This is a genomic window from Pedobacter sp. D749 (genome assembly GCF_019317285.1).
Taxonomy (GTDB): domain Bacteria; phylum Bacteroidota; class Bacteroidia; order Sphingobacteriales; family Sphingobacteriaceae; genus Pedobacter.
This window is the reverse complement of the sequence record NZ_CP079218.1, coordinates 5,005,954-5,020,738: the sequence shown is the minus strand read 5'-3', so window position 1 is coordinate 5,020,738 and position 14,785 is coordinate 5,005,954. Positions and strand designations below refer to the sequence as shown.

Below are 14,785 nucleotides of genomic sequence, written 5' to 3'. Positions count from 1 at the left end.
AAACCACAACACTTCGTAGATTTTACTTTAAAAAGAAACAGTCCCGAAAATTCGGGACTGTTTGCAAATATTTTGATTTCAACTATTTAACCGGAATACTAAACTCAACTTCTTCTGGTGGAAGACATTGTTTATCGTTACAAACCATAAACTCTACTACACCTTTAACTACTGTAGCTGCCTTGTTTAGCTTAATTTTTTGTTGAAAAATTACTGACTTTTCAAAATAACTTACATTCATTTTAAAAGTGCTTTCATATTTAACAATAGCTTTAGGCTCAATTGTTTTACCTACAAGACTGAAGTCTTTAGAGGGAGTAAAAGTAAACGTGGTTTTTACCGGGCCTCCGTCTTTCACATTCTGAGAATAAATGTGCCATCTGTCATCAATTGTCGCTTTTAAATAAATTATAGCCTCAGTTTTACTTACTTTCTTTGCGGAGTAAGCCCATGTTACCGGTTTTTCAATTTGAGCGAATGCGCCAGCAACAGTAAAAAGTACCATCGAAAGCACCAGGGTGATTTTTTTCATTTGTGTTTATTTTGTGTGTGTAAATTCAATTTCTTTAAAGTTAAAAACTTTTAAACCTTTTTCAGTATCAACGTTTAGTCTGCCGTTGTCTTCAACTCCTTTAATGATTCCTTCAAAAACCTCGCCGTTATATTTATATAACGCAGAAACCTGATAGTTATACAGCCTCGCAAGGTAATCATTTTGTAAAATACTGTATTTCCCTGCCCTCAAAATTAAGTAGTATTTTTCCATAAAAATGAATATTTTCTCCATAATATCCATTAAAGGCACATCTCTTTGTAAAATTTGAATGACTGAAGTGGCACGCTCACTAATGCTTTCAGAAAATTGTGATTGATTTACATTTAAGCCAATGCCAATTACTGATGATTTAAAAGAATTGCCTGTCAGTGTATTTTCGATTAATATCCCTCCTAATTTCTTATTATGGTAATACATATCATTCGGCCATTTTACCTTGATCCCCTCCGGCACAAAACAAGCTAATGCATCACTAACAGCCAAACTAACGGCAATATTTAAATAAAACTGCTTATCTAGCGGCAAAAAAGAAGGCTTTAAATAAATACTTGTACTAATATTTTTACCTGCCTGGGTTTGCCAAATGCTTTCCTGCTGCCCTCTTCCGGCAAACTGATTGTCTGCCATAATTACAGTACCTTCGGCTAATGGCTCGGATTTTGACACCAAGTTTTTTAAAAAGTTATTAGTAGAATCAACTTCTTTTAATTTGATTAAATTTTGACCAACAAATAGTGTCGAAAAAGTGTTATTTTGCAAGTGTTGAATTTATAATATTGTAATTCCAAAATTAAAGCATTTTAATGGTAAAAAAGAAAATAGTAGCCCTTTCTACATACCTTTCAGAGTTAGCCGTTCACGGCATCCAGGAAAAAAAAGGAGAAGATATAGTGCGGTTAGATCTTAGAAATATTCATACTTCAGTGGCTGATTACTTCATTATAGCGAGTGCCAACTCTGGTACTCAGGTAAAAGCTATTGCCGATAGTGTAGAAAAAGAAATATATAAAGCCACTCAGGCCGATCCGAGGCATAAAGAAGGTTTCGAATCAGCAGATTGGATTATTCTTGATTATTTCGATGTGGTTGTGCACATTTTTAAAACAGAAAAGCGCCACTTTTATGGCATAGAAGAACTTTGGGGGGATGCAGAAAGCACAAATTATCAAAGCGCATAACCTAATAGAACCATTTTGACAAAGACAAATGAACGATAATCAAAACACCAACGAAAAACAGGGAAGAAAAATACCAAACATCCCTAAAAAGCCACAAAAAGGATCAAAATTTAATATTTTCTGGGTGTATGCGGCCATTATCATAGCCATTATTGCAGCACAGTTTTTATTTACTACAGACGGCGGTAAAGAAGTAACCTACCAAAAGTTTGAACAACAGATGTTACTTAAAGGTGACGTACAGAAAGTTGTTGCTTATAAATCCGACGATTTGGTCCGTGTAGAGGTTTACATCAAAAAAGATAGCTTAAAAAAACCAATATACAATGCATATAAAAGCACTAGCACATTTAGTGTAAATAATGCCGCTAGTCCTGTTGTATTTTTCAATGCCGGAACGATGGATGGGCTGGATAAACAACTTGCCGATTCTCAAAAGGATCTTCCTGCCAACCAACCAAGAGTTCTTGCAGAGAAAACCAGCCGCAGCAACCCGTTGGCAAGCTGGTTTTTAAGCATCATTTTACCTGTATTGCTTTTAATCGGTTTCTGGATTTTTATGATGCGCAGAATGGGTGGCGGTGCTGGCGGTGGCGGTCAGATTTTCAGTATTGGAAAATCAAAAGCTACTTTATTTGACAAAGAAAGTCAGGTAAATATTACTTTTAACGATGTTGCAGGTTTAGAAGAAGCCAAAACAGAGGTAATGGAAATTGTAGATTTCCTTAAAAATCCTAAGAAATATACTGATCTGGGTGGAAAAATCCCAAAAGGTGCTTTATTGGTAGGTTCGCCTGGTACTGGTAAAACCTTATTGGCAAAAGCGGTTGCAGGTGAAGCACAGGTTCCGTTCTTCTCTCTGTCAGGATCTGATTTTGTAGAGATGTTTGTTGGGGTTGGCGCATCTCGTGTTCGCGACTTGTTTAAGCAAGCAAAAGATAAATCTCCGTGTATCATCTTTATTGATGAAATTGATGCTATTGGCCGTGCCCGTGGTAAAAATGGTGTAATGGGAGGAAATGACGAACGCGAAAATACATTAAACCAGCTTTTGGTTGAAATGGATGGCTTTGGCACCAATACACATGTTATTATCTTAGCCGCTACAAACCGTGCTGATGTTTTAGATAAAGCATTATTAAGAGCGGGTAGATTTGACAGACAGATTTATGTTGATTTACCGGATGTTATCGAGCGTAAACAAATTTTTGAGGTACACATCACCCCGCTTAAAAAATCAGAAGAGCTTGATACCGAATTTTTAGCTAAACAAACGCCAGGATTCTCAGGCGCAGATATTGCAAATGTTTGTAACGAAGCCGCATTAATTGCCGCCCGTAAAAATAAATCGGCAGTAGATAAGCAAGATTTCTTAGATGCTGTAGATAGAATTGTAGGTGGTTTAGAGAAAAAAAACAAAATCATCACACCTGCCGAAAAACGCGCTATTGCGATTCACGAGGCTGGTCACGCCACTGTAAGCTGGTTGTTAGAACATGCGGCACCTTTAGTTAAGGTTACGATTGTGCCACGCGGACAGAGCTTAGGTGCTGCCTGGTATTTACCAGAAGAGCGCTTAATTGTACGTCCTCACCAAATGCTTGATGAAATGTGTGCAACAATGGGCGGTAGGGCAGCTGAAAAAGTAATGTTCGATACCATTTCTACAGGTGCCTTGAGCGATTTAGAAAAAGTAAATAAACAGGCCAGGGCAATGGTTACCATTTATGGCTTGAACGAAAAATTAGGAAACATTACTTATTATGATTCATCTGGTCAGAACGAGTATAATTTCTCTAAACCATATTCAGAAGATACTGCTTTAACGATCGACAAAGAGATTTCGGCATTAATTGAAGGCCAATACCAAAGAGCAATTTCTTTACTAGAAGAAAATAAAGATAAACTGATTCAATTAGCCGATATTCTGATTGAAAAAGAAGTTTTATTTAAAGATGATTTAGAAGTGATTTTCGGAAAACGTTTATTCGAAAGTCAAGGCGAAAGCGGAACACCGGGACATATTACCCCTGTTGAGGCTTAAATAAATAATTTCTATTATTACATTTGCTACCCTGGTTTAATCATTAGGGTAGCTTTTTTTTATATGAAGGATAATACGACAGCGAAAGAACAAATACTAAAAAAGATAAGGAAAGCACTATTAGAGAAGCGCGAAAACCCATATCCTAATTTAGAAGAAAGTGCATTGTATAAAAAAAATACAGATGAGCTGGAGATATTATTTGCCGAACAGCTAACTGCCATTTCGGGTAATTTTATCTTTTGTGAAGATGGGATTGATTTTTTTGAAAACATGTTGCAGCTGGCCGATAAGTTTAAATGGCGTAAAATATATTGCTGGGAACCAGAATTACAGCAGTTTTTAAGCAAATACGAATTCCCGTTTTATCAAACTGATAAGGATTTTGAGCAGGCAGAGGTAGGCATTACCCTTTGCGAAGCATTGGTTGCCCGTAACGGAAGTGTAATGGTTAGCAATAGCGGTGCTGCCGGCAGGAGGTTGAGCATTTTCCCTCACCACCACATTGTAATTGCAAAGACAAGCCAACTGGTTCTGGATCTTAAAGATGGTTTTCAATTGTTAAGAAATAAGTATGGCAATCAGATCCCATCAATGATCAGCAATATTACAGGCCCTAGCAGAACTGCCGATATCGAAAAAACATTGGTTTTAGGTGCACATGGGCCTAAAGAGCTTTTTGTATTTTTGATTGACGATTTTAGTTAACAGCTATTTTAATACAACTGGAGATCATCAAATCAGTAAAGTAGCAATATGAGCCAAATTTCTGGATTATTTTTCCAAATTTATTCCTGATTTTTTACACCATTCGACCACCTGTTTATAGGTTTCGGCATTAATGAGAACTGATCCATTACAATGATCAAAACCCCTTGAATGTACCCCGACCAATTGAGGTAAATTATTATTATCTTTTATCCAGATCGGAGAACCGCTATTTCTCACCACCGTATATAAATCATAATTTAAAGAAGCATCCACCACCGAAAAATTTTTCGTACCCTCTGTCCACATTTCAAATAGGTCTTGATCGCCGGGAGATCCTGTTATATGCAATTCGCTTCCTTGTAATTCATCTGGCTTAACAGAAACGAATTTATAATGCCCACCAACTTTTTTATAAATAGAGGAATCGGGCAGTATGATGATCGAAAAATCCCTGTTAGTTTTTGAGTTTATCCAGTAGCCGCTCTTAAAAAACTTGTTTTTACCTTTTTTAAGCTTTAATGAGGCACTTGTGGTGTAATGTGCCGAATCTATCGAGCCAAAATACAGATCAACCTTTCTCGTTCCCCTAAAAAGAAAAAACGGAATTCTTTTTACAAAAGGGAAATAGGCTAAGTTATGCCCTGCCGTAATAATTACCCTTGGATGAATCAGGGCACCAGAACCGTAATATTTATGCCAGCCCCTTGTCATTTCCATATAACACGTATATTCGTTAGGAATATTGGTATCCATAATACGTATCCTCTTAGATGAATCAGGATGACAGTTTTGTGCTTTTACATCTAAAAACAGCAAAATAAAACTAAGGAATATTAATACTTTATATTTCATTTCTTCTAATTTATGATCATACGGTAATGGTTATTATCTACCCTGAAACCTTTTCACAACCAACTCACCTGCAGCATTTATGCAGTATATGTCTTCATCATAGTTAGAATATCTTCTTGATAACACCGGTTTTAGCCCTTCATCTTCCAGTTTATGATGATCAAATGTTAAATAAAGTTCTACTCTGGAGCGGTCTTTATCCAAAGTGATGGTTTTTTTCGTTTTTACATTGTAAATATCTACTTCCTGAATTCGCCTGTAATTATAGCCCCAGCTAGAATCCTCTCCAAAATCTTTGCTTCTGCCAATCACAAAATAATCGTTCATTAGATGAAAGATGGTACTGATGCTCTTATCATTAAAAAGCCGTTTTCCCTTCAGGTCAACTATATCTGCAACCTTTCTCGTTTTACCATTGGTTAAGGTGTTTTCTTCATTCAAAATCACGATTCCTATATTCTTAGGGAAATTATTTTTATTGTCTCCAAAAGCAGCGAAAGTGCTGTCATAATCCTTGCTTTTTAAAACCGTATCGCCATTTTCGTTCAAAAAATAGTTTAAACTTTTACCACTCATCGACATTGATCCTGGGTAGTCGGCAAAAAACAATATATCTTTTGTGGGTTTAGATGGTACTTTTTTTACGGGCACTTCAGCCTTTTTGCTTGCTGTTACAGGCACTTTTCCCATCGTTACGCGTACTTCGGTCATTTTATTTTTTTCTGCAGTCTCGGCCAGTTTCTTTTTAAAGTCTGCCTCCCTTTCAGCCTTAAGCTTTGCATTTCTAATTTTGCCTGCTTCATAGGCTGCTTTATCATCTGCTATCTTCTTTTTTCTAGCATCCTCATCTTCTTTTGCACAGGCCGGGCACATATTTTTCCCTTCTGAATTGTTCGAGCCCTTGGGTGCGAACCTACAGTTATATCTGTTATATTCACTTTTCGGAACATGCGATTGCGCATTGACCATCTGTACCACAAACAGCACCAAAATAGTCGTCAGGAAATTTTTCATTTTAAGTTCGTTTAATTTATTGTAAAAATACCCGATCAACCAAACGATTTATATACCCTTTACTCGGTATATTTAGTATCTGTTTTATATATTATATTTATAAAATATTGATTGCGTTTGCTAATTCTCTCATCAATGAATAAAGTTTTCTTCTTATTTCTATTTTTCCTAAATCCACTCCGGGTATGCTTTGCACAGCAGGGCAATCCAATTTTTATCGATACGGCCAAAAAATTCAATATTAGCAAGCATGGGTATTTCTTTGAGGACAAAAATTTAAACCTGAACATCGATTCTGTTATAAAATATAAGCAGGCCGGTAAACTCACCCCATTAACATCAGGAAAAGTTTTTAGTAAAGGTTATACCCAATCTTATTACTGGGTTACTTTTGATATCGAAAACACCTTAAATCAATCTGTGCACCTCATGTTTAAGGAGCAGAGCTCAAGCATTAACCAACTCCAGCTGTTTAAAGTAAATGAGCAGGGAAAGATTTATCCGCTAGGTTTAACCGGCGATCATTTCCCTTTTAAACAACGTCCTTATCGCAACAGAAGCTTCATTTATCCAATGATTCTTTTGCCTCATGAAAAAGCCACTTTTTATTTGTGGGCAGATAAACGCGGACAGAATATGTATATGCCGATGTCTATTGGACGCGATGTTGATATAATTCAGGCAGAAATTCCACAGCACACCTTGTTTGGGTTTTACACAGGCATTTTTGTTTTTGCAGTGATTTTTAACCTATTGTTGTTTGCCTCGGTTAGAGATAATATCCACTTATATTATGCCATTTACATTTTTTGCACCCTGATTTTTATCCTGGAAGAAGAGGGCCTGGCCTTTCAATGGTTTTACCCAAACTTACCTGGTCTCCAGGATTACATGCGATTAATTATGGCCTCACTGAGCTGTGGACTGTTAATCCAGGTGATGCAACTATTTGTAAATCAAAATCACTCAAACAGTAAGTTATACCGCTTTACAAACTATTACAAAAGATTCTGCTGGGCCATGTCGATCATTCCGGTTTTTATGCTCTTCAAATCATTCATTATTTTAGAAAAAACGGTTTTTTACATCAACAATTTTCTTGCGCTCCTTACGGTAATCATTATTATTATTTGTGTGGTAGAAAGAATAAGATCAGGCTACAAGTTGGGCTGGTATTATTTTATTGCAACCGTGATGTTGTTATTTGGGGTTTTTAATTATGTTTTTAACACGTTAGGACTCACCAACTTTAATTTATTAAAGCCAAATGGTTTAGTGGTAGGTTTAACAGCAGAAATTATTTTCCTTTCTTTTGCACTAACACAACGCTATAACTTTTTAAAGAAGGAAAAAGAAATCCTGCTCGAAGAAAAAAGCAAACACCAGGTAGACCTGGCCGATGGCATTTTTAACGCACAGGAAGATGAACGGACACGTTTGGCCCGCGATCTTCATGATGACCTTGGCGGCACACTTTCCATTATAAAACTAAATATCACCGCTTTTCAGCACAAAGTTTTAAAACTTACAGAAAATGACCGCATATTTTACGACCAAACCATTAGCATGATTGAAAAGGCATGTGCCGACTTAAGGGAAATTTCGCACAATTTAATGCCTAAAAACTTTGAGCAACTGGGTTTAATTGAAACCCTGAAAGAAAACTTCATCACCTTAAATCACTCGGGTAAAATTGCTTTCGAATTTGTTTACCAAGTAGAACACCCCATCGAAAGCAGCATGGAAATTACCATCTACCGTATGGTTAACGAACTCGTAAATAATATCAACAGGCACTCTTTGGCAACAAAAGCGACCATTCAGGTTTTATCTTTTGATGAAAGGATCAATATCATGGCTGAAGACAACGGTATTGGTTTTAGTCAGGAAGAGGATAAAAAGGGATTAGGTATGCAGAATATACGCTCGAGGGTAAGCTATTTGAACGGGAAAATTCAGGTAGACAGTAATCAAAATGGAACCACAATCGTTATTGATATCCCGCTGAAATAATGGACAAAATTGAACAAAAACCGACCACATTAATGATTGCAGATGATCATAAACTATTTGCCGAAGGATTATCGGCCATCCTTTCTGAACAACCTGACTTTAAGATAATCGGCATGGCATCAAACGGAAAGGAAATCCTGCACCTTTTAAACCACCAAATACCGGATATTTTAATCCTGGATCTAAATATGCCTGTTTTAGATGGAGAAATTGCCGCCGAAAAAGTGAGACAATTATTCCCTTCAGTAAAAATTATGGTATTATCAATGTACTATACGGTTAAATTAGCAGCAAAATTAGAAAGTATAGGGGTGAAAGCTTTCGTTCAAAAAGATACCGATGCAGAAACATTGTTTAGAATTATATCAGATTTGCAGCGCGGCGAAAAATATTTCCAGAAAATAAAATCTGATGTCCAGCCATCTGTATTTAACGATGGAGATCATTTTCAAAAAAGCCACAACCTAACAGCGAGAGAAATGGAAATCCTTAAATTGATCAGCGAAGACTATTCTTCACAGCAAATTGCCCAAAAATTATTTATAGCTTTAAACACCGTTGATACCCACCGTAAAAATATGGCACAAAAGCTAAACGTGACGGGAAAAGCAGGATTATTAAAGTTTGCCCTTGAAAATAAGCTGCGCTAAAATTAAATTTATTTTCGAATATCGAATATAATTGATATTTTTATACTACATACCGTTTTGGTATGCGGTATTATAATTATGAGCAAAGCAATAAATACGGTAATTACCGGTACTGGGAGTTATATTCCACAAAATATTATTTCCGGTAATGAATTCTTAAACTCAACATTTTTTGAGAATGGAAATCTATTAGAGAAGGAGAATTCAGAGATCATTGATAAATTCTCTGAGATTACAGAGATCGTAGAAAGACGCTACGCCTGCCCCGAGCAGTTAAGCAATCACATTGGTGCAAAAGCTGCAGAAAAAGCCATTGAAAATGCAGGTATTGATAAAGAAACTTTAGACTATATTATATTCTGTCATAATTTTGGTGATATCCCTTTGGGTAGTAACCGCATTGACATTTTACCTTCTTTAGCTTCAAAGGTAAAGCAACAACTGGGCATTGAAAATCCAGACTGCGTTGCCTACGACATCATTTTTGGTTGCCCTGGATGGGTACAAGGTGCAATACAGGCAGATTACTATATTAAAAGCGGAGATGCAAAACGTGTTATGGTTATTGGTGCGGAAACCTTAAGCCGTATTATCGATCCACATGACCGTGATAGCATGATCTTTTCAGATGGTGCAGGCGCCGTAATCTTCGAAGCAGAAGAATCAGAAGAAAAAAGAGGAATACTGGCACATAAAACAGAAACGCATGCGGTAAATTATGGCAATTTATTAACTATGGGCAAGAGCGCTCATCCTGATGAAACCAATGGAAACCTCTACTTAAAAATGAATGGGCGTAAGCTGTACGAATTTGCAGTTGTTCAGGTACCTCAGGTAATTAAAAAGGCCATTGATAAAGCAGGATTAAGCGTTGAAGATGTAAATATCGTATTTGTTCATCAGGCTAACGGCAAAATGGATACTGCCATTATGAAACGTTTGTTTAAGTTATATGGTAAAGATACCGTGCCAGAAAACCTGGTTCCAATGACGATTTCTTGGTTGGGGAACAGCTCGGTTGCAACTGTACCAACCTTATTGGATCTCGTTTTAAAAGGTGAAGTTAAAGGCTATAAAGTTAAACCTGGTGATGTAGCTGTTTTCGCTTCAGTAGGAGCAGGGATGCATATTAATGCTTTTATTCAACGGTTCTAATTTGCCAGCCGTTTTAAACCGGCCCTAGCCTGGCTTTCAATACTGCTTTCAAACTCATGATTTTTCATGGCAATGGCAGTATTGAAAGCCTCTTTTGCTTTCGCAATATTTTTCCTTCTTTCATAAACCTTACCCATTTGCACCGCAGCATTTGCAGCAAAATAATACTTCAGGTTTTTTCCTTCGTTAATTGTTTCCTGGTAAGCTGTTAATGCCTGATCGTCTTTCCCTAAATCATCATAAATTCTACCTAAACGGTAATTCAGTTCTGTTTTGTCTTTATCGTTGGTGTAATCCGTTACCTTCTTATCATCAAGAATCTGTAGGGCCTTGCTTAAATAGCCACCATCAAACAATAATCGGGCTTTTAACAGGTCAACTGTTGGCGTACCTGAAGTCGCTTCGGCTTTTGCCTGTTTGTCTTTTTCCATATAGGTATAACCATTTTTAATTGCTTTGGCTGCAAATGCCGTATAAGCTGCTTTATCTCCCTTTAGAAGAGAGATCCAGCCCAAATGGAGGTAAGCATCCTTCACAAAGTTAACACCCTTGGTTGTCTGCAAAAAGCGGTTAAAATAAGCCCCCGAATTAAGATCAAGTTTGTTCAGGTGCGCAATGCCCTCCAGATAATCTAAATAGGGAAAAGGCTGATAAACTCCTCCTTCAGGCCGCTTCGCTAAAATAGCAATGGCTTCTTCGCTATGCCCGTTTTTAATGCATACATAACTCTGCAAATAACTTTTTAATAAACTGGTATCGGCAATCCTTACGGTATATTTCATTGTTTTTGCATAGGCCTGCGGGCTATGTGCCACATCAGTTAATACATAGGCATAATAAAACACCACTTCTTCATAAAAAGGCTCGTACGATGATTTTGGTAAGTTATCAGCTAGTTTTTCGAACATATTTAACCCACTCTGCAGATTTCCTTTAATGCCAAAGGTTGAAAGCGCCGTTTTTAAAGCACCGTCCGGAAGATTGCCCAATACAGCATTAATCAATCCCAAGCCTTTTAAGTTTAAGTGAAAATTCGGAAACTTCTTATTGTTCTCCTGCAAAAGACTGTTTGCTTTTTTAACCTCCATAGCTGCGTTAAAATACTCTCCAAAGCGCCCACGGATGAGCGCCCATTGCAAATTGATCTCCGCCTGGGCATACAGGTAATAAGGCGAACTTTTATCATCATCACTTATTTGATCCAAACGGGTAGATTTATTGCCTTTTAAGCGATCAAAATCAGCTTTGCTCTCTGAAGTTAAAACCGTAAAATAATCTACATAATTTTCTAAAAGAGGAATAATAGAATTATTGGGGTGCTGTTTCTTTTCGGTTGAAATATATGCTCTTGCGTTACCGAGTTTCAATTCGAAAATGCTCTTGTAAGCGTTTAGACAATTGTTGTTAAAATCGAAGTTTGCAAGTGAAAATAAAGGAGAGAGGAGCAGGGCAGAGGTTATAAAAAAAAGGAAGCTTTTATTCATCAGGGATTCTATTTCGGATTGGTTCTGTGCTGCCGCAACAGCTTCACATGTTAACAAATATCTACATTAAACGCTAAAAAGTTATTCTTGTTTTGTGTGAGCAAAAAAACAGACCTAAACAAAAAACGTCCCGATTAGATCGGGACGTTTAATTATTTTTTCTTTACGGATTAACCTTCGGCTACTTCGTGGGTTAAAGCCTCATCAACCAAAATACGACCGCAGTGTTCACAAACGATAATTTTTTTACGTTGACGGATATCTAACTGACGTTGAGGTGGAATCTGGTTGAAACAACCTGAGCAAGAATCGCGATCGATAGTTACTACCGCTAAACCATTTACCGCATTTTTGCGTAAACGTTTGTAGGCAACCAATAAACGCTCTTCGATTTGAGGCTCAGCTTTATCAGCTTTCTTTTGTAGATCCTGCTCTTCTTTTTCAGTTTCTGCAGTAATTACATCCAATTCGCCTTTTTTAACTTCTAAATCTTTCTTTCTGCCATCTAACTCTGCTTTAGCTGCTTCGTAGATTTCAGTTTTAGAAGTGATTTCGAAACCGTGTTCTTTAATTTTCTTTTCAGAAACCTGAATATCTAAACCTTGAATCTCAATTTCCTTAGTTAAAGCATCGTATTCACGGTTGTTTTTAACTTCTTTTAATTGAGTATCGTATCTTTTGATGGCACCTTGCGCATCTTTAATTGTATTTTTACGGGTTACGATCGAATCTTCAAGATCATCAAGTTCACCTTTGATTTTTGCAATTCTAGTTTCTAATCCTAAAACGTCATCCTCAAGATCGGCAACTTCCATTGGTAATTCACCACGTACCTGGCGGATCTTATCAATTTTTGTGTGGATATTTTGTAATTCGTATAAAGCCTTTAGCTTTTGTTCTACGGTTTGTTCCATTAAAACAAGTAATTTATGGGGTTTGTATTTTGCTCCGTTAAACGGATTGCAAAGTTAGTAAATTTTTTCTGAATAATTTCAAGCAATAAATTTGAGGTAAATTGTTCAGTTTCAAAGTGTCCGATGTCCGCAATGATCAATTTTTCCTCTGCATCGAAAAACTCGTGATATTTAAAATCTGCGGTAATAAAAGCATCCGCACCGGCAGCAATGGCTTCTTTTAACAGAAAGCTTCCTGAACCTCCACAAACTGCCACTTTTTTAATCCTTTTGCCAATTACATCAGTATGCCTAACCACTTTAGCCTGCATCCTGTCTTTTACCAGGTGTAAAAAATCGTATGCATCCATGTCGTATTCCAACCAACCCACCATGCCCGAACCAACCAGCTGGTGTTTGTTTTCGAGTTTATAAATATCGTAAGCTACCTCTTCGTAAGGATGGTTTTCGAACAAAGCAAGCAAAATTTTGCGCTCGGCCTGTGTAGGGTATACCATTTCGATCCTTACTTCATTTTCCCGGTGCCGGATACCTTTTTCACCCACAAAAGGGTCTGAATCTTCGTTACCTTTAAAGGTGCCAAAACCATCGGCATTGAAACTGCATTCGCTATAATTGCCAATGTTTCCCGCCCCTGCATAAAACAATGCAGACCGCAGTTGTTCAGCCTGTGCCTGTGGACAATAAGTAACCAGTTTTTTTAACAGTCCGGTTTTTGGCGAAAGTACCTTCGTGCCTGTTAAACCCAAACGTTCACAGATCCTCGCATTTACGCCGGTATGGATGCTGTCTAAATTGGTATGAATGGCATAAAGTGCAATATTGTTTTTTATGGCTTTCAGCACTACACGTTCCACGTAGTTTTTGCCGTTTAGCTTTTTTAGTCCTTTAAAAACAATCGGATGATGGGTAATGATGAGGTTACAGCCTGTAGAAATGGCTTCGTCTACAATTTTCTCCACGCAATCTAAAGCCACCAGAGCAGCACGGATTTCCATATTAGGATCGCCCACAATTAAACCGGAGTTATCGTAATCTTCCTGATAATTAAGCGGTGCAATGCTTTCTAAATAATTGGTAATTTCAGCTAATTTCATTTGATAAATATAGAAATTTCATTGTTTTCTTTTTCTGTCATGCTGAGGTACGAAGCATCTTTTTCATCGGCAGCAGATGCTTCGTACCTCAGCATGACAGTTCATTTAACAGAAAAAATCCGCATCCAATTCATTTAGATACGGATTTAAAGTATTAAGATTTAATTCTACTAAAATTTTCCTGCCTGTTGAAATCCACCACCCATTCTCACCATCTGCAAGCTTTCAAAAACCATTTTCTGGTTGTGTTCAAAAGCTAGTGTTTTGTGGTTTACTACGTCAATAATTGATCCGATGAAGCACAAACCTGCAGTTAAAAGGTACAAAATACCCATTCCGATCTGTCCGATGATAAACCTTTGCAAGCCTGGAACAGCAAATAGCCCGATTAAGCAGAAAATCAGCATATCAGATGGATTTTTTCTTTTGCTGCTGTAAACCATCAGAAAATTACGCAACTGCTCTTCAGTTAAACCGGTTGTTGCTTGTTGTAAATATGAGTATTCCTCTGGTGTTATACCTGGTAACGACATTAGAGGTGATTGAAATATATCCATGGTTTCTATGTATTTGTGGTTGAAATTTTAAATTTATTTTTATTTTTTATCAAGGTGTAAATTCTATAAACTATTGTTAAAAGTGCCGGAAACCCAAACCAGTGTTCGGAAAAGCTTTCGGTAAATTCGCCATGTAAAATATGACTGATTGACCTGCCTATACCACATCCCGGACACCAATCCTTAAAGCCTAAATTAGCTAAAGGACAAAGTGTAAAATGATGCTCGTGGCTATTCGCTGTTGCCAGTAATACTAAAGCCGCTACCCAGAAAAAAAGTTCTAGTGGAAAGCTCTTAACGTATTTCATCAGTTATCATTTATTTTCAATGGTCTGAAGCTATCATGATTTATTTTTAGTGTTATTCGAAATCATGATGGTTTCATTGTTTCACTTTTTATATAATTTAGAGGTTGTAACTCTACCTTTGTTACATCAATTTGCCCTTAATCGACGAATGGAGGATATATTTCGACCAAACTAGAAATGCAATCTAACAACAAGAACTTATTTCTCATCCCGATTTAATTTTCACATCGCAACCCTGCCAAAAATAGTTAA

General features: G+C 37.0%; 15 protein-coding genes. 6 read left to right on the top strand and 9 right to left on the bottom strand.

All coding sequences use genetic code 11. The features are described from left to right. Nucleotides 1-82 precede the first annotated feature (82 nt). Both KYH19_RS20565 and KYH19_RS20560 read right to left on the bottom strand, forming a co-directional pair. Nucleotides 83-532 carry a protein-disulfide reductase DsbD domain-containing protein gene (locus KYH19_RS20565; RefSeq protein ID WP_132395770.1) on the bottom strand — a complete coding sequence of 150 codons (450 nt, stop codon included), beginning with the start codon at nt 530-532 and terminating at the stop codon, nt 83-85. 6 nt (nt 533-538) lie between these two features. Beyond that, on the bottom strand, nt 539-1,315 hold the full coding sequence (locus tag KYH19_RS20560) for a biotin--[acetyl-CoA-carboxylase] ligase (RefSeq protein ID WP_219076456.1): 777 nt from the start codon (nt 1,313-1,315) through the stop codon (nt 539-541). A gap of 44 nt (nt 1,316-1,359) precedes the next feature. Here KYH19_RS20560 and rsfS point away from each other — a divergent pair, with 44 nt between their 5' ends. The 3 genes from rsfS to KYH19_RS20545 all read left to right on the top strand — a co-directional run bounded on the left by rsfS (nt 1,360) and on the right by KYH19_RS20545 (nt 4,486). Continuing rightward, entirely contained in the window at nt 1,360-1,734 is a 375-nt protein-coding gene (gene rsfS, locus KYH19_RS20555; protein ID WP_057930976.1) for a ribosome silencing factor, read from the top strand. Nucleotides 1,735-1,762: 28 nt separating this feature from the next. Beyond that, nucleotides 1,763-3,778 carry an ATP-dependent zinc metalloprotease FtsH gene (ftsH, locus tag KYH19_RS20550; RefSeq protein ID WP_132395774.1) on the top strand — a complete coding sequence of 672 codons (2,016 nt, stop codon included), beginning with the start codon at nt 1,763-1,765 and terminating at the stop codon, nt 3,776-3,778. A 63-nt stretch (nt 3,779-3,841) separates the two neighbouring features. Then, the gene (locus KYH19_RS20545) at nt 3,842-4,486 is read left to right on the top strand and encodes an LUD domain-containing protein (RefSeq protein ID WP_132395776.1); all 645 of its coding nucleotides are present in this window, start codon (nt 3,842-3,844) and stop codon (nt 4,484-4,486) included. Between the two features lie 66 nt (nt 4,487-4,552). Here the strand turns inward: KYH19_RS20545 and KYH19_RS20540 are convergent, their stop codons facing one another. Next, the gene (locus KYH19_RS20540; protein ID WP_132395778.1) at nt 4,553-5,341 is read right to left on the bottom strand and encodes a serine protease; all 789 of its coding nucleotides are present in this window, start codon (nt 5,339-5,341) and stop codon (nt 4,553-4,555) included. A gap of 33 nt (nt 5,342-5,374) precedes the next feature. Then, nucleotides 5,375-6,355, bottom strand: a complete 981-nt coding sequence (locus KYH19_RS20535; protein ID WP_132395780.1) for a cell envelope integrity protein TolA — start codon at nt 6,353-6,355, stop codon at nt 5,375-5,377. A gap of 135 nt (nt 6,356-6,490) precedes the next feature. On the opposite strand from KYH19_RS20535, the gene KYH19_RS20530 reads away from it, so the two are divergent. The 3 genes from KYH19_RS20530 to KYH19_RS20520 all read left to right on the top strand — a co-directional run bounded on the left by KYH19_RS20530 (nt 6,491) and on the right by KYH19_RS20520 (nt 10,173). Continuing rightward, a complete protein-coding gene (locus tag KYH19_RS20530) occupies nt 6,491-8,368 on the top strand; it encodes a 7TM diverse intracellular signaling domain-containing protein (RefSeq protein ID WP_219076455.1) in 1,878 nt (625 codons plus the stop codon). After that, nucleotides 8,368-9,018, top strand: coding sequence for a response regulator transcription factor (locus KYH19_RS20525; protein ID WP_219076454.1), 651 nt, complete (start codon nt 8,368-8,370; stop codon nt 9,016-9,018). The genes KYH19_RS20530 and KYH19_RS20525 overlap by 1 nt, the downstream gene beginning before the upstream one ends. Before the next feature lie 78 nt (nt 9,019-9,096). Beyond that, the gene (locus KYH19_RS20520; protein WP_219076453.1) at nt 9,097-10,173 is read left to right on the top strand and encodes a 3-oxoacyl-ACP synthase III family protein; all 1,077 of its coding nucleotides are present in this window, start codon (nt 9,097-9,099) and stop codon (nt 10,171-10,173) included. On the opposite strand, the gene KYH19_RS20515 is transcribed toward KYH19_RS20520, so the two are convergent. The 5 genes from KYH19_RS20515 to KYH19_RS20495 form a co-directional block, all read right to left on the bottom strand. Next, nucleotides 10,170-11,657, bottom strand: coding sequence for a tetratricopeptide repeat protein (locus tag KYH19_RS20515; protein ID WP_219076452.1), 1,488 nt, complete (start codon nt 11,655-11,657; stop codon nt 10,170-10,172). The genes KYH19_RS20520 and KYH19_RS20515 overlap by 4 nt on opposite strands. Before the next feature lie 170 nt (nt 11,658-11,827). After that, nucleotides 11,828-12,571 carry a zinc ribbon domain-containing protein gene (locus KYH19_RS20510; protein WP_219076451.1) on the bottom strand — a complete coding sequence of 248 codons (744 nt, stop codon included), beginning with the start codon at nt 12,569-12,571 and terminating at the stop codon, nt 11,828-11,830. Next, nucleotides 12,571-13,668, bottom strand: a complete 1,098-nt coding sequence (locus KYH19_RS20505; RefSeq protein ID WP_219076450.1) for a Nif3-like dinuclear metal center hexameric protein — start codon at nt 13,666-13,668, stop codon at nt 12,571-12,573. The genes KYH19_RS20510 and KYH19_RS20505 overlap by 1 nt, the downstream gene beginning before the upstream one ends. Nucleotides 13,669-13,838: 170 nt before the next feature. Continuing rightward, nucleotides 13,839-14,225, bottom strand: a complete 387-nt coding sequence (locus tag KYH19_RS20500; protein ID WP_090497432.1) for a TM2 domain-containing protein — start codon at nt 14,223-14,225, stop codon at nt 13,839-13,841. Between the two features lie 5 nt (nt 14,226-14,230). After that, nucleotides 14,231-14,533 (bottom strand): DUF2752 domain-containing protein, encoded by a 303-nt coding sequence (locus KYH19_RS20495; RefSeq protein ID WP_219076449.1) that lies wholly within the window; start codon nt 14,531-14,533, stop codon nt 14,231-14,233. Nucleotides 14,534-14,785: the final 252 nt, after the last annotated feature.

Coding starts and splice junctions, on each gene's coding strand:
- KYH19_RS20565 (WP_132395770.1), bottom strand. CDS start 532: ATGAAAAAAATCACCCTGGTGCTTTCGATGGTACTTTTTACTGTTGCT.
- rsfS (WP_057930976.1), top strand. CDS start 1,360: ATGGTAAAAAAGAAAATAGTAGCCCTTTCTACATACCTTTCAGAGTTA.
- ftsH (WP_132395774.1), top strand. CDS start 1,763: ATGAACGATAATCAAAACACCAACGAAAAACAGGGAAGAAAAATACCA.
- KYH19_RS20545 (WP_132395776.1), top strand. CDS start 3,842: ATGAAGGATAATACGACAGCGAAAGAACAAATACTAAAAAAGATAAGG.
- KYH19_RS20540 (WP_132395778.1), bottom strand. CDS start 5,341: ATGAAATATAAAGTATTAATATTCCTTAGTTTTATTTTGCTGTTTTTA.
- KYH19_RS20535 (WP_132395780.1), bottom strand. CDS start 6,355: ATGAAAAATTTCCTGACGACTATTTTGGTGCTGTTTGTGGTACAGATG.
- KYH19_RS20530 (WP_219076455.1), top strand. CDS start 6,491: ATGAATAAAGTTTTCTTCTTATTTCTATTTTTCCTAAATCCACTCCGG.
- KYH19_RS20525 (WP_219076454.1), top strand. CDS start 8,368: ATGGACAAAATTGAACAAAAACCGACCACATTAATGATTGCAGATGAT.
- KYH19_RS20520 (WP_219076453.1), top strand. CDS start 9,097: ATGAGCAAAGCAATAAATACGGTAATTACCGGTACTGGGAGTTATATT.
- KYH19_RS20515 (WP_219076452.1), bottom strand. CDS start 11,657: ATGAATAAAAGCTTCCTTTTTTTTATAACCTCTGCCCTGCTCCTCTCT.
- KYH19_RS20510 (WP_219076451.1), bottom strand. CDS start 12,571: ATGGAACAAACCGTAGAACAAAAGCTAAAGGCTTTATACGAATTACAA.
- KYH19_RS20505 (WP_219076450.1), bottom strand. CDS start 13,668: ATGAAATTAGCTGAAATTACCAATTATTTAGAAAGCATTGCACCGCTT.
- KYH19_RS20500 (WP_090497432.1), bottom strand. CDS start 14,225: ATGGATATATTTCAATCACCTCTAATGTCGTTACCAGGTATAACACCA.
- KYH19_RS20495 (WP_219076449.1), bottom strand. CDS start 14,533: ATGAAATACGTTAAGAGCTTTCCACTAGAACTTTTTTTCTGGGTAGCG.